Origin of the sequence: Mucilaginibacter gossypii (assembly GCF_017569325.2) — a bacterium.
Taxonomy (GTDB): Bacteria; Bacteroidota; Bacteroidia; order Sphingobacteriales; family Sphingobacteriaceae; genus Mucilaginibacter; species Mucilaginibacter gossypii.
The window spans coordinates 2,397,459-2,414,802 of the sequence record NZ_CP071878.2 but is presented as its reverse complement, the minus strand read 5'-3'; the positions used below and the strand labels follow the sequence as shown (position 1 = coordinate 2,414,802).

Sequence of the window (17,344 nt, the reverse complement as noted above, 5' to 3'; positions counted from 1 at the left end):
CCGTTCTGTTCTGATTTATTTCGATAATTTTAGATTGAAATAAAAATGTTTTGCAGGCTGAGTCGTCAACTATAATAAAAGCGCGATTTGATACCCGCAGAAGAGAATTATAAATCAAAGATCACTATGCAACCTGATCCTACAAAAAAAACAAACAGTAAACCTCCCGGCGTATTTAGTTTGCTGAAACCATATAAAGGGCTTGTGGCGCTGTTACTGTTATTTGCTTTACTGGGCAATGCCATGAACCTTTGGCTGCCTAAAATTATAGCTAACGGTATTGATGCCTACTCCAATCATCATTTTGTGATAAACGAGGTTATGGCCAAATTTCTGACGGCGACAATTGTGGTATTTTTGTTTGCAGGCTTACAGGCAATTGTGCAAATATATGCATCTGAAAAAGTAGCGCGTGATCTCAGGCAGCAACTGGCTAATAAAATATCCCGCCAAACCCATGCTTTTATCGAACAGGCAAACCCTTCAAAACTGTTAACCAACCTTACTTCGGATATCGATTCGATCAAACTATTCGTATCGCAGGCTTTGGTTTCTATTGTATCGTCGCTATTTATCATTATTGGCTGCAGTGTTATGCTGCTCACCATTAACTGGAAACTTGCGCTGGTTGTGATCACTATTATTCCCATCATTGGCGGTACTTTTTTTTACGTTTTGAAAAACGTGCGCGCGTTGTTTATGAAAAGCCGCGGCGTTATCGACCAGTTGAATAAGGTAATTAACGAGAGCATACTTGGCGCAGCACTCATCAGGGTGATCAACTCGCAGCAGTTGGAATACAATAAATTCCTCGCTGCCAATACCGAAGCAAAGGATTACGGTTTAAAGATCCTTGGTTTTTTTGCCGGGCTCATTCCTATTGTAACGTTTACCGCTAACATGGCAGCATTTACTATTTTGGTAATGGGCGGGCATTTCGTAATCAGCGGCAGCATGACCCTGGGTAGTTTCGCGGCTTTCAACAGCTACCTGTCGTTATTGATATTCCCGATATTCATTTTAGGTTTCATGAGCAACCTGATAGCCCAGGCTACCGCTTCATTTACGAGGATCAGCATGGTTTTGAATGCGCCGGATGTTACCGACGGTGGCCCGTTGAAGGATACTTTACGCGGCGATGTGGAACTGAGGAACGTTACAATAAGCTACGGCCAAAAATCGGCGCTGAAAAACATCTCATTTAAAGTAAATGCGGGTTCAAAAATCGCCATCATCGGGCCTACATCTGCCGGTAAAACACAATTGTTGTACCTGCTTACAGGTTTGATCAACGCTACCGAGGGAGAAGTGTTGTTTGATGGTAAAGACGTTGCCGAATATGACAGCGAAACCTTTCACCGGCAGGTTGGCTTTGTTTTTCAGGATAGCATCATCTTTAACATGAGCATCCGTGAAAATATAGCTTTCAGTGATACGGTAACTGATGAATCGCTTCAAAAAGCTATTGAAACGGCCGAGTTAAGTACGTTTATCGATAACCTGCCCGATAAATTAAGCACCATTGTTTCTGAACGGGGCTCAAGCCTTTCGGGCGGACAAAAGCAACGCATTATGCTGGCCCGGGCACTTGCAGTTAATCCAAAGGTTTTGCTGCTTGATGATTTTACGGCAAGGGTTGATAACAACACAGAAAGGAAGATCCTGGCTAATATCCAAAAGAACTATCCGGGTTTAACCTTGATATCCGTAACCCAGAAAATTGCGTCTGTTGAACACTATGACCAAATCATACTATTGATGCAGGGCGAAATAGTAGCCAGCGGCGTGCATGATGAGCTGATGAAAACCAGCCCGGATTATGTACAGATCTTTAATTCACAGCAAAGTACCAGCAATTACGAACAGGGTGTTAACCATTAAACATAAAGTTAACGACTGAAAAAATATTGATTATAATGAACTACGATCTTAACCAATTAGGTAAAAATCAGCCAAAAACTTCTACGCTGGCCGGGTTAAAAAAGCTGCTCCAGCTGATAGCCCATGAAAAGCGTACACTCATCATTGCTTTTTTTGCAATCCTTGTTAACTCTACACTTAACCTGCTCGGGCCGCTCATTATTGGTCATACTATTGACAAATATGTGCAGCACAAGGATTTTAGCGGAGTTTTACATAATGCGGCTATTTTATTTTGTATGTACCTGGTGGCGTTATTTACCAGCTATAAACAAACCACGCTGATGGGAGGGGTAGGGCAAAGGATGTTATTTACACTACGCAATTCTATCTTTAATAAGTTACAGCAGTTGCCGGTAGCCTTTTTTAATCAGAACAAGGCCGGCGACCTGATATCGAGGGTTAACAACGATACCGACAAGCTTAATCAATTCTTCTCCCAGTCATTGATGCAGTTTATCGGCAATATCTCTATTATGATTGGCGCCGGTATTTTTTTGCTGGCTATCAATATTGAGTTGGGAGCAGCTGCTTTATCTCCGGCCTTGGTCATCCTGTTTTTAACGCTGGTATTATCACCATGGATAAAAAGAAAAAATGCAGCAAATTTGAAAAGTACCGGTGCATTGAGCGGTGAGATCCAGGAGAGCATTAATAATTTTAAAGTGATCATCGCTTTTAACCGGCGCGATTATTTCAGGAAGCGTTTTGACATCGCTAACAATCAAAACTATAAAACAGCTATTGGATCGGGCCTGGCTAACAACGTGTTTGTACCAGTATATGGTTTACTTGCCAGTATGGCCCAGCTTACTGTACTATGTTTTGGTATCTACCTAATCAGTAAAGGTATGTTCTCTATCGGATTGCTGGTGAGTTACTTATCATATGCTACTAATTTTTATAACCCGTTAAGGCAATTAGCTGCCTTATGGACAAATTTTCAGCTGGCGATGGCGGGCTGGGACAGGATCTCGCAGATCTTATCCCTTGAAACCGATTTGCCCGTGCTGCAGGTAGGCATTAACGAACCAGATGCTGCTTTATTAGAGTTCAGACATGTGCACTTTAGTTATGATGAAAGCAGGGAGATCCTCCATAATATCTGCTTTAAATTAGAGCGCGGCAAAACCTATGCCTTAGTTGGCCCCACAGGTGGCGGCAAAACAACAACGGCTTCATTAATAGCACGTTTGTATGACCCTACTAAAGGGTTGGTGTTACTTGGCGGGAAAGATATCAGGAGTTTTACGGCCGAGGAACGCAGCCGAAAAATAGGCTTTATTTTACAGGAGCCGTTCCTGTTTACAGGCACGGTAAGAGATAATATCCTTTATGGCAACGAGCTTTTTGAAGATCATACCAACGAAGAAATGGAACAGGTGATCAGGGATGCCAACCTGGGCAGCCTGCTGGCAATTTTTGAAGAAGGGTTGGACACCAAAGTTCTATCAGGCGGCGACAGCATTAGCTTGGGCCAGAAGCAGCTTATTGCCTTTATGCGGGCTGTTTTACGCAACCCGGAAATTTTGATACTGGATGAGGCCACAGCCAACATTGATACCATTACCGAAAAACTGTTGAGCGACATTTTGGATAAACTGCCTAAAACTACTACAAGGGTAATCATAGCACATCGTTTAAATACGATTGAAAATGCTGATGAGATCTTTTTTGTAAACTCGGGTGAGGTGATCAGGGCTGGATCATTTGATGACGCTATGGATTTATTGTTGCAAGGAAAGAGGGTAAGCTGATCTTTCTTGGGATATGGATATGCGGTATCACGGTTTTGCCTTGTTTTTTATCCGGATTTGATAAATCGTTTTAAATTTTTGGAGATAAATTGCCGGTATATAAAATAGTTGTCCGATCAACACTAAATAATTGCTAAATTATTTTTACAATTGCATATAAACTTAACCTAAGTTATGCATAAGTACAGCGGCGAAACGCGCATTTTAGTTGCAACAGATTGTATCATATTTGGATTCGACGGGGCAAATATTAAGTTATTGCTTGTTCAGCGTGGCCTTGAGCCCGAAAAACACAAGTGGAGCCTGATAGGTGGTTTTATAAAACCAACCGAATCACCCGAAGATGCTGCAAACCGTGTGCTTGAATTGCGCACGGGGCTTAAGAATGTGTATATGGAGCAGTTCCAGGTATTCGGTAAACCGGAACGTGACCCGGTAGAAAGGACCCTTTCCGTTGCTTATTTCGCGCTTATCGACATTCATAAATATGAAGCCCAACTAAGTGAAGAATATCACCCCGAATGGTTTTTACTGGATGAGATGCCCGATCTGATCTTTGATCATAATGAAATGGTGCGCCTGGCTAAAAGACAACTGCGTTATAAAGCCGCGCTTCACCCGATTTTATTTCAATTGCTTCCGGAAAAGTTCACCATTCCGCAATTACAGGCCCTTTATGAAGGAGTTTATCAAACCAAGTTTGATGACAGGAACTTTAGCCGTAAGCTGCTTTCAACAGGTTTGCTTGTAAAGCTTCCCGAAAAAGATAAGCTTTCATCAAAAAAAGGTGCATTTTACTATAAGCTTGATCAGTCGCATTACGAGGAAAATTTTGAAAAGTTCCTGAACCTGGTGCCCAACCCGGATAAGTTTTTTTAACATGCAGAACAAATGCGTTTTAATATTTTAGTGACAACGCCTTGTTATTCATATAACTAACGAAATGGTGTCGGGTTGGTAATTAACATCAAATTATGCTTGTTTTATGGCCTGATGTGGTTTAAATGCACCCGGTCTTGTCAGCATGTTTTTACTAATAACAGGCGCAAACATTCGGATGTGCATGATTACTCAAAAATTAGTTTAGTGTTAACCCTATGAAAATATAAATAAATGATTATTAGGTAATTGAATGCGTGGTGTTTGAAATGTGTTAAGTCGTGTTAACCCCTGTTATTTGCGTGTGTCCTGTTTTAGCACGTGTTTTTTTATTACCACCTAAACCTGCTGACCGGGTTTTTAAATAGCCATATTTTTTCTGATACTGTTATCGCGGGGATTCACAAAACCATTACTATACCATGATAGCGTGACGATCTGAAATACATCATTTAAAATGCTCTTGAAGCTTATGATCTGCGGAAAAGCGACTGAGCTTAGTTATAAATTAAATGTAGCTAATTATGAAATTGACCGGGCAATTAAACGGGCTGGTTATTTTATATAATCATACCGTATAAATTAAAGGTTTTTGTATTTTTAAAGGGTTAGTTTAATACTACAAAACCAAATCCAACTGTACACCTTTGAGCAAGATAATTTTTTTGCGGTCGTTAAGCCTCTCTTTTATTTTCATATGCATTGCCATTTGCACTAACGCGCAAGGTTCAAACCAGGGTACGGAGTTTTATACCGCATATATTGACCACGTTGATGGTGCAGCAGGCAGTCCTACCGCGTTGGGCAGGGGTAGTCAGATGGACCTTTACATAACTGCCGACGTAAATACCACTGTAACAGTTAAAGTTGCAGATGGCAGCTTTTCAAGTACCTACCAGGTTAACGCAAAGGATATATTGACGGTAGCTATCCCCCCCGAAGCCTTTGTAGGAAACCAGGGGCAGTTTTTAAAGGGGATTCATATCACATCGTTAAAACCTATTGCAGTTTACGCGCATATTTTTGCAGAGAACGTATCCGGCGCAACGCTTCTTCTGCCCGTTAATACGCTCGGTAAAGATTACCTCTCCATTAACTATAAACAAATATCAAACTCAAACAACGGTACAAAAAATACTGAAGAAGTACCCTCATATTCAACCTTTGCGGTAATAGCTACAGAAGATAATACCACGGTTGAAATAACCCCCTCGCAGCCACTGCTAAACGGGATCCCTGCAAACCAACCATTTACCGTTAATTTGAAAAAAGGCGAAGTATACCAGGCCTTATCAGCTACTGACCTTACCGGCAGCCGCATTCGCTCAATTGTGAGCGCAGCCGGGGCCTGTAAAAAAATTGCTGTTTTTTCGGGCAGCTCAAAAATAAGCATAGGGTGTCAGGGCGATAAGGGATCATCAGATAACCTCTTTCAGCAGGTTTATCCTTTAGCAGTTTGGGGTAAGAACTATGTAACCGCGCCTTTAAAAGGGCGCTATTATGATATCTTAAGAATAGTGCTTAGTTCGCCCGATACAAAGGTTACTGTAAACGGTGCCGCGCCAACGGGAGGGCTAAACAATGGCTTGTATTACGAGTTTACATCAACCACAACTAACGTTATCGCTGCCGATAAACCAATCCAGGTAGTGCAGTATGCGGTAACCCAGGGCGAAGGTTTAAATTGCCAGTTTATTCAAGGTGATACAGGTGATCCTGAAATGATCTATCTGACCCCGATTGAACAAACACTCGATCACGTTACGCTAAACTCAACCGGAAACTATAGGATCCTGAATAATTTTATTAATGTTATTATTAAAACAGCTGCGGTGCCAACGTTTTCGCTCGATGGAGAACCTTATACTCAGTTTTCTCCTGTGCCGAACAGTATTTATTCTTATGCACAAATCAGCGTAAATGCAGGTGTACATAATATCAAAGCATCCGAGGGGTTCAACGCAATTGCTTATGGGTTTGGCAAAACGGAATCATATGGTTATGCTGCGGGCACCAACCTTAAAAACCTGAATGAGTTTATTGTATTATTAAATCCTGCGGACAAGACGGTGCAGGCCAATGGCTGTACTGATACTCATTATAAACTGCAGCTTACGCTGCCATTTCAAACCAATAAAATAAGCTGGGACGTTAAGGATGGCAGTGCTGCTATTGTTGTAGACAACCCTATACCAACCGGTTCTGTCATAAAGGATTCGAAGGTGCTTTACACTTATGAATGTCCGGGAGATAAAACCTATATCGACGGCGATTATAGTGTAGTGGCGACTGTATTTAACCCTATTGCAGATGAATGCGGATCGAATGAAGATATAGAGTTTGATTTTAATATCTCAGTGCCACCGATTGTAAAGTTCAATTTTGCAAACACCTGTTTTGGCAGCGATGTTCAATTCACCGACCAGTCAACCTCAGGTACACGGCAAATTAAAACATGGCGATGGGACTTTGGCGATGGGTTAACTGATGTTGTGCAAAACCCTGTACACAAATACGCCCAACCCGGTTATTACCTGGTTAAACTTTTTGTTACCAATGAAAATGGATGCGGCGCTGCATCTGATCCAATAAAAATACATATATCAAAACCACCTCTTGCATCTTTTAGCTATTCGTCGCCAAGCTGTACAGGTCAGGATGTTACATTTACGGATAACTCCACATCTGCCGAAGGAAGTATCATTAGCTGGCAATGGGACTTTGGTGATGGCACACCGGTTGAAACCCTTAAAAGCAAGAACCCATTTAATCATACGTTTAGTGGACCGGGAGATTATTTGGTTAAGCTAACCGTTACAAATGATAATGGTTGTACAAGTAATATAGCCCCGCTGCCTGTCAAAGTTTATCCTGTGCCGGTAGTTGATTTTTTGTTGCCCGATGCCTGTGAAGATGACTTTGTTCAGTTTACTGATCAAAGTACAATTGCTGATGCCACAGAAGCTGGCTTTACCTACGAATGGAATTTTGGTGACCCTAATGCAGCACCAGCTAACCCGAATATTTCCCACGATAAAAACCCGAAGCACAAGTTTTTAGCCGGCAATTACCAGGTTACACTTAAGGTTACTTCAAAAAATGGATGCTCTTTTACATCGGCTTCAAAGTCATTAACAATTAACGGTAGTAAGCCAAAAGCTAAAGTAATTATTAAGGATCCGGCAGGTTTGTGCAGCGCTCAGGAAGTGTTTTTTGAAAACCAATCCTCGGTTAATTTCGGCGAGATTACCCGGCTGGAGGTTACTTATGACATCAACGACCCATCAACTACGGTAGTTTATGACCATCCGGCATATGGTAGGCAACTCAGGCATAAATATCCTTTGTTCACATCAGGATCGCGGCAGGCTATCTTGCGAGTAATTGCATATTCGGGTACATCATGCTCTGATGTCGCAGAAATTCCGGTTAATTTAAAAGCTTCGCCTGTAGTCACCTTTGATCAGGCGCCTGTTTTTTGTATCGAATCGGAGCCCAAAAAATTGATTCCCCAAATTAAAGCCCCTGCCGGTTCGGGCGTATTTTCAGGAACTGGTATTAGTACAGATGGTGTGTTTAACCCTGCTGTTTCGGGCGTCGGCGAATTTGATATCATGTACATTTATACCACCCGGGATGCGTGCACTGATACAGTTATGCAGCAGGTTAAGGTAGATGTATCGCCTGTTGTAACGTTGGGGCCGGATTTTACTATGCTTGAAGGCACAAAGCGCGTTTTAAAACCCATAGTAAACGATAATAACTTAAGTTATAAATGGACACCGGCAACAGGCCTTGATCATGATGATGTGGCTAATCCTGTTGCAAGTCCGTCGCAGGATATTACCTATCAGGTAGTGGTTACATCGGCACATGGATGCCAGGCTATGGCCAGCGTATCGGTAAAGGTTTTAAAATTTTTAGTCGTTCCCAATGTGTTTACGCCTAATGGAGATGGGGTAAATGACATTTGGAATGTTAAATATTTAGAAAGTTATCCAAATAATAAGGTTGACGTATACAACCGATTCGGAGAAAAGGTATATTCGTCAATTGGTTATAGTGTACCCTGGGATGGGAAATACAAAGGCTCATATTTGCCTCCCGGGACTTATTATTATATTATTGATCCGAAAAATGGCCGGGAGGTTATTGCAGGTAATGTGACCATTATCAGATAAAATGAAGCGAATTTTATATACTCTACTTATTATTGCCGTAACAATTCAATTAGCAAAAGCACAGCAACGGCCGCAGTACACTCAATACGTATTCAATAATTACCTTTTAAACCCTGCGTTAAGCGGTATTGAAAACTATACCGATGTAAAACTGGGTTATCGCAGCCAATGGACAGGGCTTGAAGGTGCACCGGTAACGTCCTATTTTTCAGTAAACGCGCCTATAGGTAACCGGTTTTTGCAGGGCGATGCCACTGCATTTCCTGCGGGTGGAGGTTTAAACCCATCAAGCAGGTCATATACACAAAATTACATGGCTGCCGAGCCGCATCATGGCGTGGGATTAATGGTGGTGTCTGATAAAACAGGCCCGATAACACAAACCAATATTGACGCTACTTACGCTTATCACCTCGGCCTTACCGAAACATTGAATTTAGCGGTAGGGGTGTCTGCTGGGGTAAGTCATAATATTATAGATAAAAGTAAACTTACCTATGTTGATCAAAATGACCCAACCATTAATAGCATCGCGGGCGCGCAGTGGAAACCTGATTTGGGAGTAGGCGTATGGGCTTATTCATCTAATTATTTTTTTGGTGCGTCGGTACAGCAAATCCTTCCGCAAAATTTATATGTAACTACTTCGACAACTGCTGTACAAAACAAAACGGTACCCCATTATTTTGTGACCGGCGGCGTTAAGCTTTTTGTATCTGATGATATTACGCTTATGCCTTCAGCCTTGTTGAAATTTATAGCACCGGTTCCGGTAACTTTTGATGTGAACATGAAAATGTCATTCAAAGACAGATTCTGGATTGGTGGTTCATACCGCCGTAATGATTCATACGCGGCATTGGTTGGATTTAACCTGAGTTCGCTTATTAATGTTGGCTACTCATACGATTTTACAACATCTGCCCTAAATACGGTGAGTCATGGTTCGCATGAAATTGTGTTAGGCATCCTGCTTAATAATCGATATAAAGTAACTTGCCCTCAGCATACTTTTTAATTTTAAAAAGCGTTTTTAATATATTGGCGGATAAACTGCCGTATCGTTCGAGATTAGTCCGAATCAAGCTCTGTAATCTGGTTCGGCTCGCGAAGGAGCAATTATGCCATGCTGCATAACATTTATAAACTATTTTGAAGCTTCCTAATAATTACAACTATAATAGTTTTAATTTACGATATTTAATTTCTTAAAAGGATAAAAAATAAAACAATACAATTGTTTCGTAGGTTTATTAAATAACAACTAAAATTAAAACCTATGAATACCAATAATGGAAACTGGGGAAACCAGGATAATGATCGTAATGATTTTGAAAACAACACCAACTCATTTTCTGTGAATGGTGATGAAACCGATCCAAACCGTGATCTTGAAAATGATGATGATTTGGATGAGGTAAATGATATAGTAGACTATGATGAACAGCCTGAGGTAGAAAAAACCGAAGACGAACAGGTGGGTACCCATAGCCAATCGGAGATTGATCAACCCAACAGAAGTGCCGATACTTCATTTAGTGAGCAAACAGATGTAACACCGCCGAATAAAAAGGAATTTCCGTCGGTAGGCCCCGCTAAAACTGATTTTGAGAGCCGCCCGCAAGGACGCACCACCGGCAGGATGGTTGGTCATGAACCAGGAACTGAAGGAATTTAGTAAAAGGAGGGTATAATCATGAATGATTATAAAAATAACTATCCTGCTTCCCGGCAGGGTAATATTAAGGAGACCAGGGAAAGTAACATTAAAGACAGCTATAACTATGCTGCCCGAAACAATCCCTGTCTTGAAACAAAAGGTCCTCAAAGAAAACACTTTAAAGTTTTACATGAGGATGGTAGCCTGGCTGATCTTCCGGATCCAAATGTTGAAGGAGCAGGTGTCGGAGATGGCACCATAGGCCGTTAAGCAAAAAAGGTGACCGAAATGGCCACCTTTTTTTTGCTGTTATGATTATATATAAAATTACGTGGTATAACCCAGAATTTTCAATACTTGCTTGCTGTTTTGCTCTTCTCCAAACACCTCAAAGTTAAACGTTTCGTCCCTGTTACGGCGAATGATCACATGCTTGGGTGATGGCAGCAGGCAGTGGTGGATACCGCCGTAGCCACTTAATACTTCCTGGTAGGCGCCGGTATTAAAGAAACCTAAATATTGCACCTTACGGGTTTTAGGCATAAATACGCTGTTCATATGCGCTTCCTGGTTGTAATAATCCTGCCCGTCGCAGGTGATACCCCCAAGGTTTACACGTTCGTATTCCGAATCCCAGTTGTTAACCGGCAACAGGATGTACTTTTGGTTCAGCGCCCAAACGTCTGGCAGATTGGTAATGAACGAGCCATCAAGCATCAGCCAGCGTTCGCGGTCGTTTTGTTGTTTACGGCCTAATACCTTGTACAGGATACCAGAAGCTTCGGCTACAGTATACTTACCAAATTCGGTAATGATATCCGGTTCCATCGTGTCATGCTCGGCACATATCTCTTTGATCCGGCTTACTATTTCGTTGATCATGTATTCATAATCAAAATCGAAAACCAGTGAATCTTTAAATGGCATACCACCGCCAATATCAAGCGTATCCAGATGTGGATTTACTTTTTTGAATTTGCAGTAAAGAGTTACATATTTTTCAAGTTCATTCCAGTAGTATGGTGTATCGGAAATACCCGAGTTAATGAAGAAATGTAATAGCTTAACCTGGAAGTTAGGGTTATCCTCAATTTTGTTATGATAAAAATCAATAACATCTTCCATACGCACACCCAAACGTGAAGTATAAAACTGAGAATCAGGCTGCTCTTCAGCTGCAATCCGGATGCCCAGGTTGCAAGGAGTGTCCATCTCAATTTCGTCGTCGTAAAGGTTAAATTCTTCTTTATTATCCAATACCGGAATGATGTTTTTAAAGCCATCATGTAACATATCAATAATATATGTTTTGTACTGGAAGGTTTTAAAGCCGTTACATATTACGGTTATTTCCTTTGTTACAGTGCCTTTTTTCTCCAGCGCGTCAATCATAGGCATATCAAACGCCGATGATGTTTCCAGGTGAATCTCGTTTTTCAGGGCTTCTTCAACAATGTGCTTGAAATGCGAGCTCTTGGTGCAATAGCAATATTTATAACTACCGCGATAGTTGTTTTTGATGATGGCCTGTTGAAACAGCAGTTTAGCTTGCTGGATCTTTTTGGATATCATAGGCAGATAAGTAAAGCGTAGGGGAGTACCGTACGTTTCAATCATCTCCATCAAATTTAGGTCCTGAAAGTATAGTTCATCGTCGATGATCTCAAAACCATCCTGTGGAAAGCCTACACTTAAGTCAAGAAATTCCTGATAACTCTGCATCCTTAAAAATTTTGGGCAAAAATGTAATTTTTAAACGGAATATTTGGCTATTTGTTAGGATTAATTTTATTGACAGAATGTAATGTTTTTGCCGTAGAAGCCAGATTTGCCATTACCCACTGCAATACAGTATGTTGCGGTTAATAATCAATAGATATTTTCGATAATAACCAAGCTACAACATAGGTGATCCGGGAAGGGGTAGCAAGCGCCTAAAATTTTGATGAACATACCTATGCTACAGCCGCTTCTTTGTTATATTTATTACGGTAATCAATTGGCGAGAGCCCGGTGATCTTTTTAAAAACTGTACGAAATGCCTTGGCATCGGTATACCCAACATCATACATTACCTCATTGATGTTTTTGGGGGTACTTTCCAATTGTTTTTTGGCTGCTTCAATTTTTACGCGCTGTATATATTCAACCGGCGTATTGTTGGTGGCTTTTTTAAACCGGCGTTCAAAATGCCTGCGGCCAATAGCATACATTGATGACAGGTCTTCAACTGAGATTTTTTCGGTAACGTTATTTTCTATGTACTCCTGGGCTTGCTTTATAGGATTGTCCTCGTGTTTTTTTTGACCCGTGAACATCGCAAATGGAGACTGACTTTTTCGGTCGATCTCCAGTGCGTAGATCTTGGCGGCCATGATGGCTATATCCCGCCCAGCATACTTTTCAATCAATAACAGTAATAAGCTCCAGTAAGAGGTAGCGCCGCCACTTGAATATAAACCCTGCTGTTCGGTTACAATACGCCCGTCAACCAACTTCACTTCCGGGAACATATTTCTGAACGCATCGGCTGTTATCCAATGGCTGGAACACTCTTTACCGTTCAATAACCCTGTAGAGGCCAATATAAATGAGCCGATACAAAGACTTGCTATTTCTGCACCATTATTGTACTGGTTGATGATCCACGGTACAAAATCCCGGTTTACGTTTACCGCGTTTTGAAGATCGCCACTTATGGCAGGGATGATCACCATATCGCTTTTTTGCAGATCACTTAATAAAATATCCGTATGAACCGAAAACATGCCGCCATGCACCTTAACTTCTTTAGAAATCCCAACCATCTGTACGTCAAAAACAGGTTGCCTCCTCATCGATTGTAAAAAATCGTTGGCGCCTGTGAAAATGGTTCTGGCGTCAACTATGCTGGCTAAAACCGCTTCATTGGGTATCAGGATGGCAACATGTTTCATTTTGTTATTGTATAACTGGTTATCTGGGATAAAGATAATGAACACTAAAGTCGCAAACAACCCCTTAACAAGTCCTTTTTACGTGCTACACAACTTTATCGCACCAAATAACTTTGTACCGTTAACAAACATATAATCACGCAAACCAAATATCATCATGAAACCAAAAACAATTAAAACCCTGTACTGGATCTTTACCGTCCTTTTTTTATTGGCTATGCTGGGCGATGCTTACGGGGGAATCACTATGCAGCAGGCTGGCAAAGATTCATTAGCTAAACTTGGTTATCCCTTTTACCTCATGGTTATTATGGGGTGGGCAAAAATAGCAGGTGTACTGGCCATAGCGCAAACCAGGTACCTGGTTATTAAAGAATGGGCTTATTCTGGCTTCACCATTAGCTTTATCGGTGCATTTTTATCGTGGCTTGCTATTGGAGCCGGGGCTGCCATGCTCATTCCGCCGGTAGTTATGCTGCTTGTCATGTTCTTTACCTACTATTTATGGAAAAGGTATGAGCAGGTAAAAGAACTGGGCTTAACCAACACTAAACTTGCCGGAAATACTGAACTGGCTTAGTGTTTTCAGTTTTATTATAAATCCCGGGTTTATCAAATCCGGTTTGCTTATTTATTACCATGCGCAAACTGATCGTATCCTTAAACATTACGCTGGATGGTTTTGTAGCGGCGGAGAACGAAGGCCTGGATTGGCACTATCAATACTGGACGGATGAAATAGCCGAGACAACAACAGAATTGCTTAGCCGGGCAGATACTATTTTATTGGGCAAAAACACGTATCAGGCTATGGCTGCCTATTGGCCCTTTCAGGCCAAGTGCATAAATTTTCCGCGTACGGATATTGCTTATGCAGATATGATGAACAACTACCAAAAAGTGGTTATATCCTCAACAATGACCTCCGCGTTGTGGAACAATTCATTACTGGTCAAAGGAAATCTAAAGCAGGCTGTTAAGCATTTAAAAAAGCAGCAGGGTCGTGACATCCTTACTTACGGAAGCATCAGTGTGGTCAAAAAGCTGGTGGCCGCGAATTTGGTTGATGAGTACCAGCTTTGGATCCACCCGGTAATTTTAGGCAATGGTAAAGCACTTTTCAACGGGGTAAAAAGCCACTTGCTTTTAAAACTGGTTTTAAAGAAAGTTTTTTCATCGGGTGTTATATTGATGGTTTATCAATCACCTAGTTAACTTAGGTAACAGCATCAAACCGACCGGTTTAAAAACGCATCTTTACTGCTGACACACTGTTGTCAATAGCGCATTACACCTTTGTATATAAAAATGTGATCCGTTATGAACAGAGCCGACAGGTTGCTCAAGGTATTGGTGCTGCTGCAAACCAGGGATGTGGTTTCTATCGACCTGCTGAAATCACATTTTCATATCAGTACCCGTACAGCCTACCAAGACCTTGAGTGCCTGAAGCAATTAAAAATAACAGTGACATTTGAAGCTGAAAAGGGATGTTTGGTTTTAGTTGCAAGCTGCCTTTCGCCGGATGGTAAAAGTGAGATCATTTCTCAGCCGATGCTGGTTATTCCGCCGGCCATAAAAAATGAGGTACTATTGACTATTCCGCGTGCGGTAAATGATGATCCTCAAAACTGATCATCGTAATATCTTAGTTTTTCGGCAACTCATAAAAATTTACGCCTTCGCTGTTTTGAGCCAATTTAAAACAAGGGAACATCTGATTTTTGCGCAAAATTACGTATGAAAATACCGTATTTTAACGGATTGATATTTGGTCGATTGCTTTGTAAATTGGTAAACATTTTTATGTCTGCTAAACCCGCAACCTTATGTTTAATTCCCCAATTATCGATCTTGCGCTCACGCTGTCGTTCACCTATTTTTCACTGAGCCTAACTGTTAGTACAATTCATGAGTATCTGTCTGCCCTGCTTAACAAGCGGGGGGAGTATCTGAAAAATGCTATTGAATGTTTACTATTTGACCAGGACTGGAAACAAATAGCAGAAAAGCTTTATAACAATCCTAACATTACATCTTTAAAGAAAGATTTAAACAGTTTGCCATCTTATATCCCAGCTGGCAATTTCGCTGCGGCTTTAATGGATCAGTTTAAAGACGATAAAAATATTATCCTTGATATGAATAAGATTAGGGATGTTTTAACAGATGACGGCATAGCGGCACAGGTTGGCATCTCTGCCGGAATCAGGAAACTTCTTCTTAATTTTTATGAGCGCGCCCAGGGCGATCTTCAGAGTTTTCAAAAACAGATCGAAACATTTTATAACTCGGCCATGGACAGGGCTTCGGGAGTTTATAAACGATCATCTCAGCTTATTGTGTTTATTATTTCGGTGGTAATCTGCGCCTCTTTAAATGTTGACACCATAAATATTGTAAACAAGCTTTGGGGTAACCAGGAAGCATTGAAACATACAGCCGACAATTTACAAACCGTAGTTAAACAAGTAAATGAAAAAGGATATAATCCTAAAACTGATACGATAAAGTTTGAAGCCAGCAAAGTAACGGTTATTAAAAACATACCTGCCGATACAAGTAAAAACGCACCTAACGGAAAAAAAGTCGCCCAGCAAATCAGCACAGTTAGTACGTTTCTGGTAAGCTCTGGTATCCCTGTGGGTTGGACGGCACAAAACACTCCAGATTTGAAGGGTAAAACATTCTGCCAAAGCCTTTTGTCGCTTTTAATCAAGATAACTGGTTTATTATTAACAGCTATAGCTTTAATGTTAGGCGCTCCCTTTTGGTTCGATTTGATCAACAAAATTGTAAGTTTACGTGCGGCAGGCAAAAAGCCTGAAGAAGAAGCAACCACACCAACTAAAAATACCACTGTAACCGTAAAACCAGTAGGCTAATGCGCATTAAAGTAACCAAGCTGCTTAATACCAGGGTAGGAGGCGCTCATACAACCTATCAAACCGGTGCTGTAAGAGAGCCGGGTGACATTATAGAAGTAACGGGGATTGTGCAGGGAGAGGAACTTGACGGAAACAACACCTGGTATAAAGCGAGCGACGATGCTAATAGTCATTATTGGAGCGGTGGTGCCGAACAAATAGATAGTGCCGGGAGCAATTATCAGCAATGGATGATTGACTTGAACCTGCCGGAGATTTGGGGCCGGTATGCAGGCACAGGCGTTGGTGTTGCTGTGGTTGACACCGGTATTGCGCCAGGCATAACAGACCTGTTTTATAATCAGAGTAAGTATTATGTTTATGGCGATGATGTTGAGATAAAAGACAATGCCGGTCATGGTACGTTTTGTGCTTCCCTTGTTGGGCTACGGAATATCAGCGGTAACTATGTCGGTGTGGCTCCGGGTTGTAATTTATTCGCCTGTAAAATATCCGAAAAAAGAACATTTGAAAACACGGAGAGAGATGCACAAAGATATGCTGACGCGATTAATTGGTGTGCAAAAAATCCTGATATTCATATAGTTTCAATAAGTTGGTCGTCGGGTATAAGTAATGCGGTTACTCTAAGTTTAATTCAGGAAGCTATAAACAATGCCGTAGCTAACAATAAAATAATTGTTTGTTCTATCGGAAATTCGATAGTATTTGGAGATACAAGTAAATATTATCCGGCCTGTTTGAAAAATACAATCGGGGTCGGCATGGTTCCGGATAAGGAGAATGGCTATCCTTGTATAAATGAGTTCCTATCGCTGGTGATCAATGGCTCGCAAATAAAATCATATGATCAGGATAACGAATTGATAGCTGATAGCGGAAGTAGTTTTGCGACGGCTATTACATCGGGTATAATTGCGCTGATGATTCAAAAAATGAATTTTAGTTATTCATTTGCTACGATCATTGAAAAATTTGCGGCTATGACGCAGAAAACAACGTTCATTATAACCGACGATGGAAACCCGCCAGCATCCTTCGATCTTCCAATGCTAAAACCCGAACTTTTATGGAATTTTTTTAATGATGTTGTATGAAATATAAATACGCCTCCCTTTTTTTG

At 41.1% G+C, this 17,344-nt stretch carries 14 protein-coding genes; 12 read left to right on the top strand and 2 right to left on the bottom strand.

The genetic code is table 11. The features are described from left to right. The first annotated feature begins 126 nt into the window (after positions 1–126). The 7 genes from J3L18_RS10170 to J3L18_RS10140 all read left to right on the top strand — a co-directional run bounded on the left by J3L18_RS10170 (position 127) and on the right by J3L18_RS10140 (position 10,667). A complete protein-coding gene (locus tag J3L18_RS10170; RefSeq protein ID WP_129568087.1) occupies positions 127–1,881 on the top strand; it encodes an ABC transporter ATP-binding protein in 1,755 nt (584 codons plus the stop codon). 35 nt (positions 1,882–1,916) lie between these two features. Beyond that, entirely contained in the window at positions 1,917–3,677 is a 1,761-nt protein-coding gene (locus J3L18_RS10165) for an ABC transporter ATP-binding protein (RefSeq protein WP_129568063.1), read from the top strand. Between the two features lie 174 nt (positions 3,678–3,851). After that, the gene (locus J3L18_RS10160) at positions 3,852–4,556 is read left to right on the top strand and encodes an NUDIX hydrolase (protein ID WP_090525482.1); all 705 of its coding nucleotides are present in this window, start codon (positions 3,852–3,854) and stop codon (positions 4,554–4,556) included. Between the two features lie 647 nt (positions 4,557–5,203). Beyond that, positions 5,204–8,737 carry a PKD domain-containing protein gene (locus J3L18_RS10155; protein ID WP_129568062.1) on the top strand — a complete coding sequence of 1,178 codons (3,534 nt, stop codon included), beginning with the start codon at positions 5,204–5,206 and terminating at the stop codon, positions 8,735–8,737. A gap of 1 nt (position 8,738) precedes the next feature. Further along, positions 8,739–9,755 carry a PorP/SprF family type IX secretion system membrane protein gene (locus J3L18_RS10150; RefSeq protein ID WP_090525486.1) on the top strand — a complete coding sequence of 339 codons (1,017 nt, stop codon included), beginning with the start codon at positions 8,739–8,741 and terminating at the stop codon, positions 9,753–9,755. Positions 9,756–10,016: 261 nt separating this feature from the next. Next, on the top strand, positions 10,017–10,415 hold the full coding sequence (locus J3L18_RS10145; protein WP_129568061.1) for a hypothetical protein: 399 nt from the start codon (positions 10,017–10,019) through the stop codon (positions 10,413–10,415). A gap of 18 nt (positions 10,416–10,433) precedes the next feature. After that, complete coding sequence (locus J3L18_RS10140; RefSeq protein ID WP_091162858.1) at positions 10,434–10,667, top strand: hypothetical protein; 234 nt, start codon at positions 10,434–10,436, stop codon at positions 10,665–10,667. Between the two features lie 57 nt (positions 10,668–10,724). On the opposite strand, the gene J3L18_RS10135 is transcribed toward J3L18_RS10140, so the two are convergent. Next, positions 10,725–12,119: an arginine decarboxylase gene (locus J3L18_RS10135; RefSeq protein ID WP_091162859.1), complete on the bottom strand. Its 1,395-nt coding sequence runs from the start codon at positions 12,117–12,119 to the stop codon at positions 10,725–10,727. A gap of 233 nt (positions 12,120–12,352) precedes the next feature. Then, on the bottom strand, positions 12,353–13,333 hold the full coding sequence (locus J3L18_RS10130) for a GlxA family transcriptional regulator (RefSeq protein WP_129568060.1): 981 nt from the start codon (positions 13,331–13,333) through the stop codon (positions 12,353–12,355). Between the two features lie 157 nt (positions 13,334–13,490). On the opposite strand from J3L18_RS10130, the gene J3L18_RS10125 reads away from it, so the two are divergent. From J3L18_RS10125 to J3L18_RS10105, 5 genes are all read left to right on the top strand, one after another. Further along, positions 13,491–13,913: a DoxX family protein gene (locus J3L18_RS10125; protein ID WP_129568059.1), complete on the top strand. Its 423-nt coding sequence runs from the start codon at positions 13,491–13,493 to the stop codon at positions 13,911–13,913. Between the two features lie 59 nt (positions 13,914–13,972). Beyond that, positions 13,973–14,548, top strand: a complete 576-nt coding sequence (locus J3L18_RS10120; RefSeq protein WP_129568058.1) for a dihydrofolate reductase family protein — start codon at positions 13,973–13,975, stop codon at positions 14,546–14,548. Positions 14,549–14,653: 105 nt separating this feature from the next. Next, complete coding sequence (locus J3L18_RS10115) at positions 14,654–14,968, top strand: HTH domain-containing protein (RefSeq protein ID WP_129568057.1); 315 nt, start codon at positions 14,654–14,656, stop codon at positions 14,966–14,968. A 194-nt stretch (positions 14,969–15,162) separates the two neighbouring features. Next, positions 15,163–16,218 carry a hypothetical protein gene (locus J3L18_RS10110; protein ID WP_129568056.1) on the top strand — a complete coding sequence of 352 codons (1,056 nt, stop codon included), beginning with the start codon at positions 15,163–15,165 and terminating at the stop codon, positions 16,216–16,218. After that, positions 16,218–17,318 carry a S8 family peptidase gene (locus tag J3L18_RS10105; protein WP_129568055.1) on the top strand — a complete coding sequence of 367 codons (1,101 nt, stop codon included), beginning with the start codon at positions 16,218–16,220 and terminating at the stop codon, positions 17,316–17,318. The genes J3L18_RS10110 and J3L18_RS10105 overlap by 1 nt, the downstream gene beginning before the upstream one ends. Positions 17,319–17,344 lie beyond the last annotated feature (26 nt).

Excerpts from the sequence above, each read along its gene's own strand:
- J3L18_RS10150 (WP_090525486.1), top strand. The coding sequence starts at position 8,739 with ATGAAGCGAATTTTATATACTCTACTTATTATTGCCGTAACAATTCAA.
- J3L18_RS10170 (WP_129568087.1), top strand. The coding sequence starts at position 127 with ATGCAACCTGATCCTACAAAAAAAACAAACAGTAAACCTCCCGGCGTA.
- J3L18_RS10125 (WP_129568059.1), top strand. The coding sequence starts at position 13,491 with ATGAAACCAAAAACAATTAAAACCCTGTACTGGATCTTTACCGTCCTT.
- J3L18_RS10135 (WP_091162859.1), bottom strand. The coding sequence starts at position 12,119 with ATGCAGAGTTATCAGGAATTTCTTGACTTAAGTGTAGGCTTTCCACAG.
- J3L18_RS10145 (WP_129568061.1), top strand. The coding sequence starts at position 10,017 with ATGAATACCAATAATGGAAACTGGGGAAACCAGGATAATGATCGTAAT.
- J3L18_RS10120 (WP_129568058.1), top strand. The coding sequence starts at position 13,973 with ATGCGCAAACTGATCGTATCCTTAAACATTACGCTGGATGGTTTTGTA.
- J3L18_RS10130 (WP_129568060.1), bottom strand. The coding sequence starts at position 13,333 with ATGAAACATGTTGCCATCCTGATACCCAATGAAGCGGTTTTAGCCAGC.
- J3L18_RS10110 (WP_129568056.1), top strand. The coding sequence starts at position 15,163 with ATGTTTAATTCCCCAATTATCGATCTTGCGCTCACGCTGTCGTTCACC.
- J3L18_RS10160 (WP_090525482.1), top strand. The coding sequence starts at position 3,852 with ATGCATAAGTACAGCGGCGAAACGCGCATTTTAGTTGCAACAGATTGT.
- J3L18_RS10165 (WP_129568063.1), top strand. The coding sequence starts at position 1,917 with ATGAACTACGATCTTAACCAATTAGGTAAAAATCAGCCAAAAACTTCT.
- J3L18_RS10140 (WP_091162858.1), top strand. The coding sequence starts at position 10,434 with ATGAATGATTATAAAAATAACTATCCTGCTTCCCGGCAGGGTAATATT.
- J3L18_RS10115 (WP_129568057.1), top strand. The coding sequence starts at position 14,654 with ATGAACAGAGCCGACAGGTTGCTCAAGGTATTGGTGCTGCTGCAAACC.
- J3L18_RS10105 (WP_129568055.1), top strand. The coding sequence starts at position 16,218 with ATGCGCATTAAAGTAACCAAGCTGCTTAATACCAGGGTAGGAGGCGCT.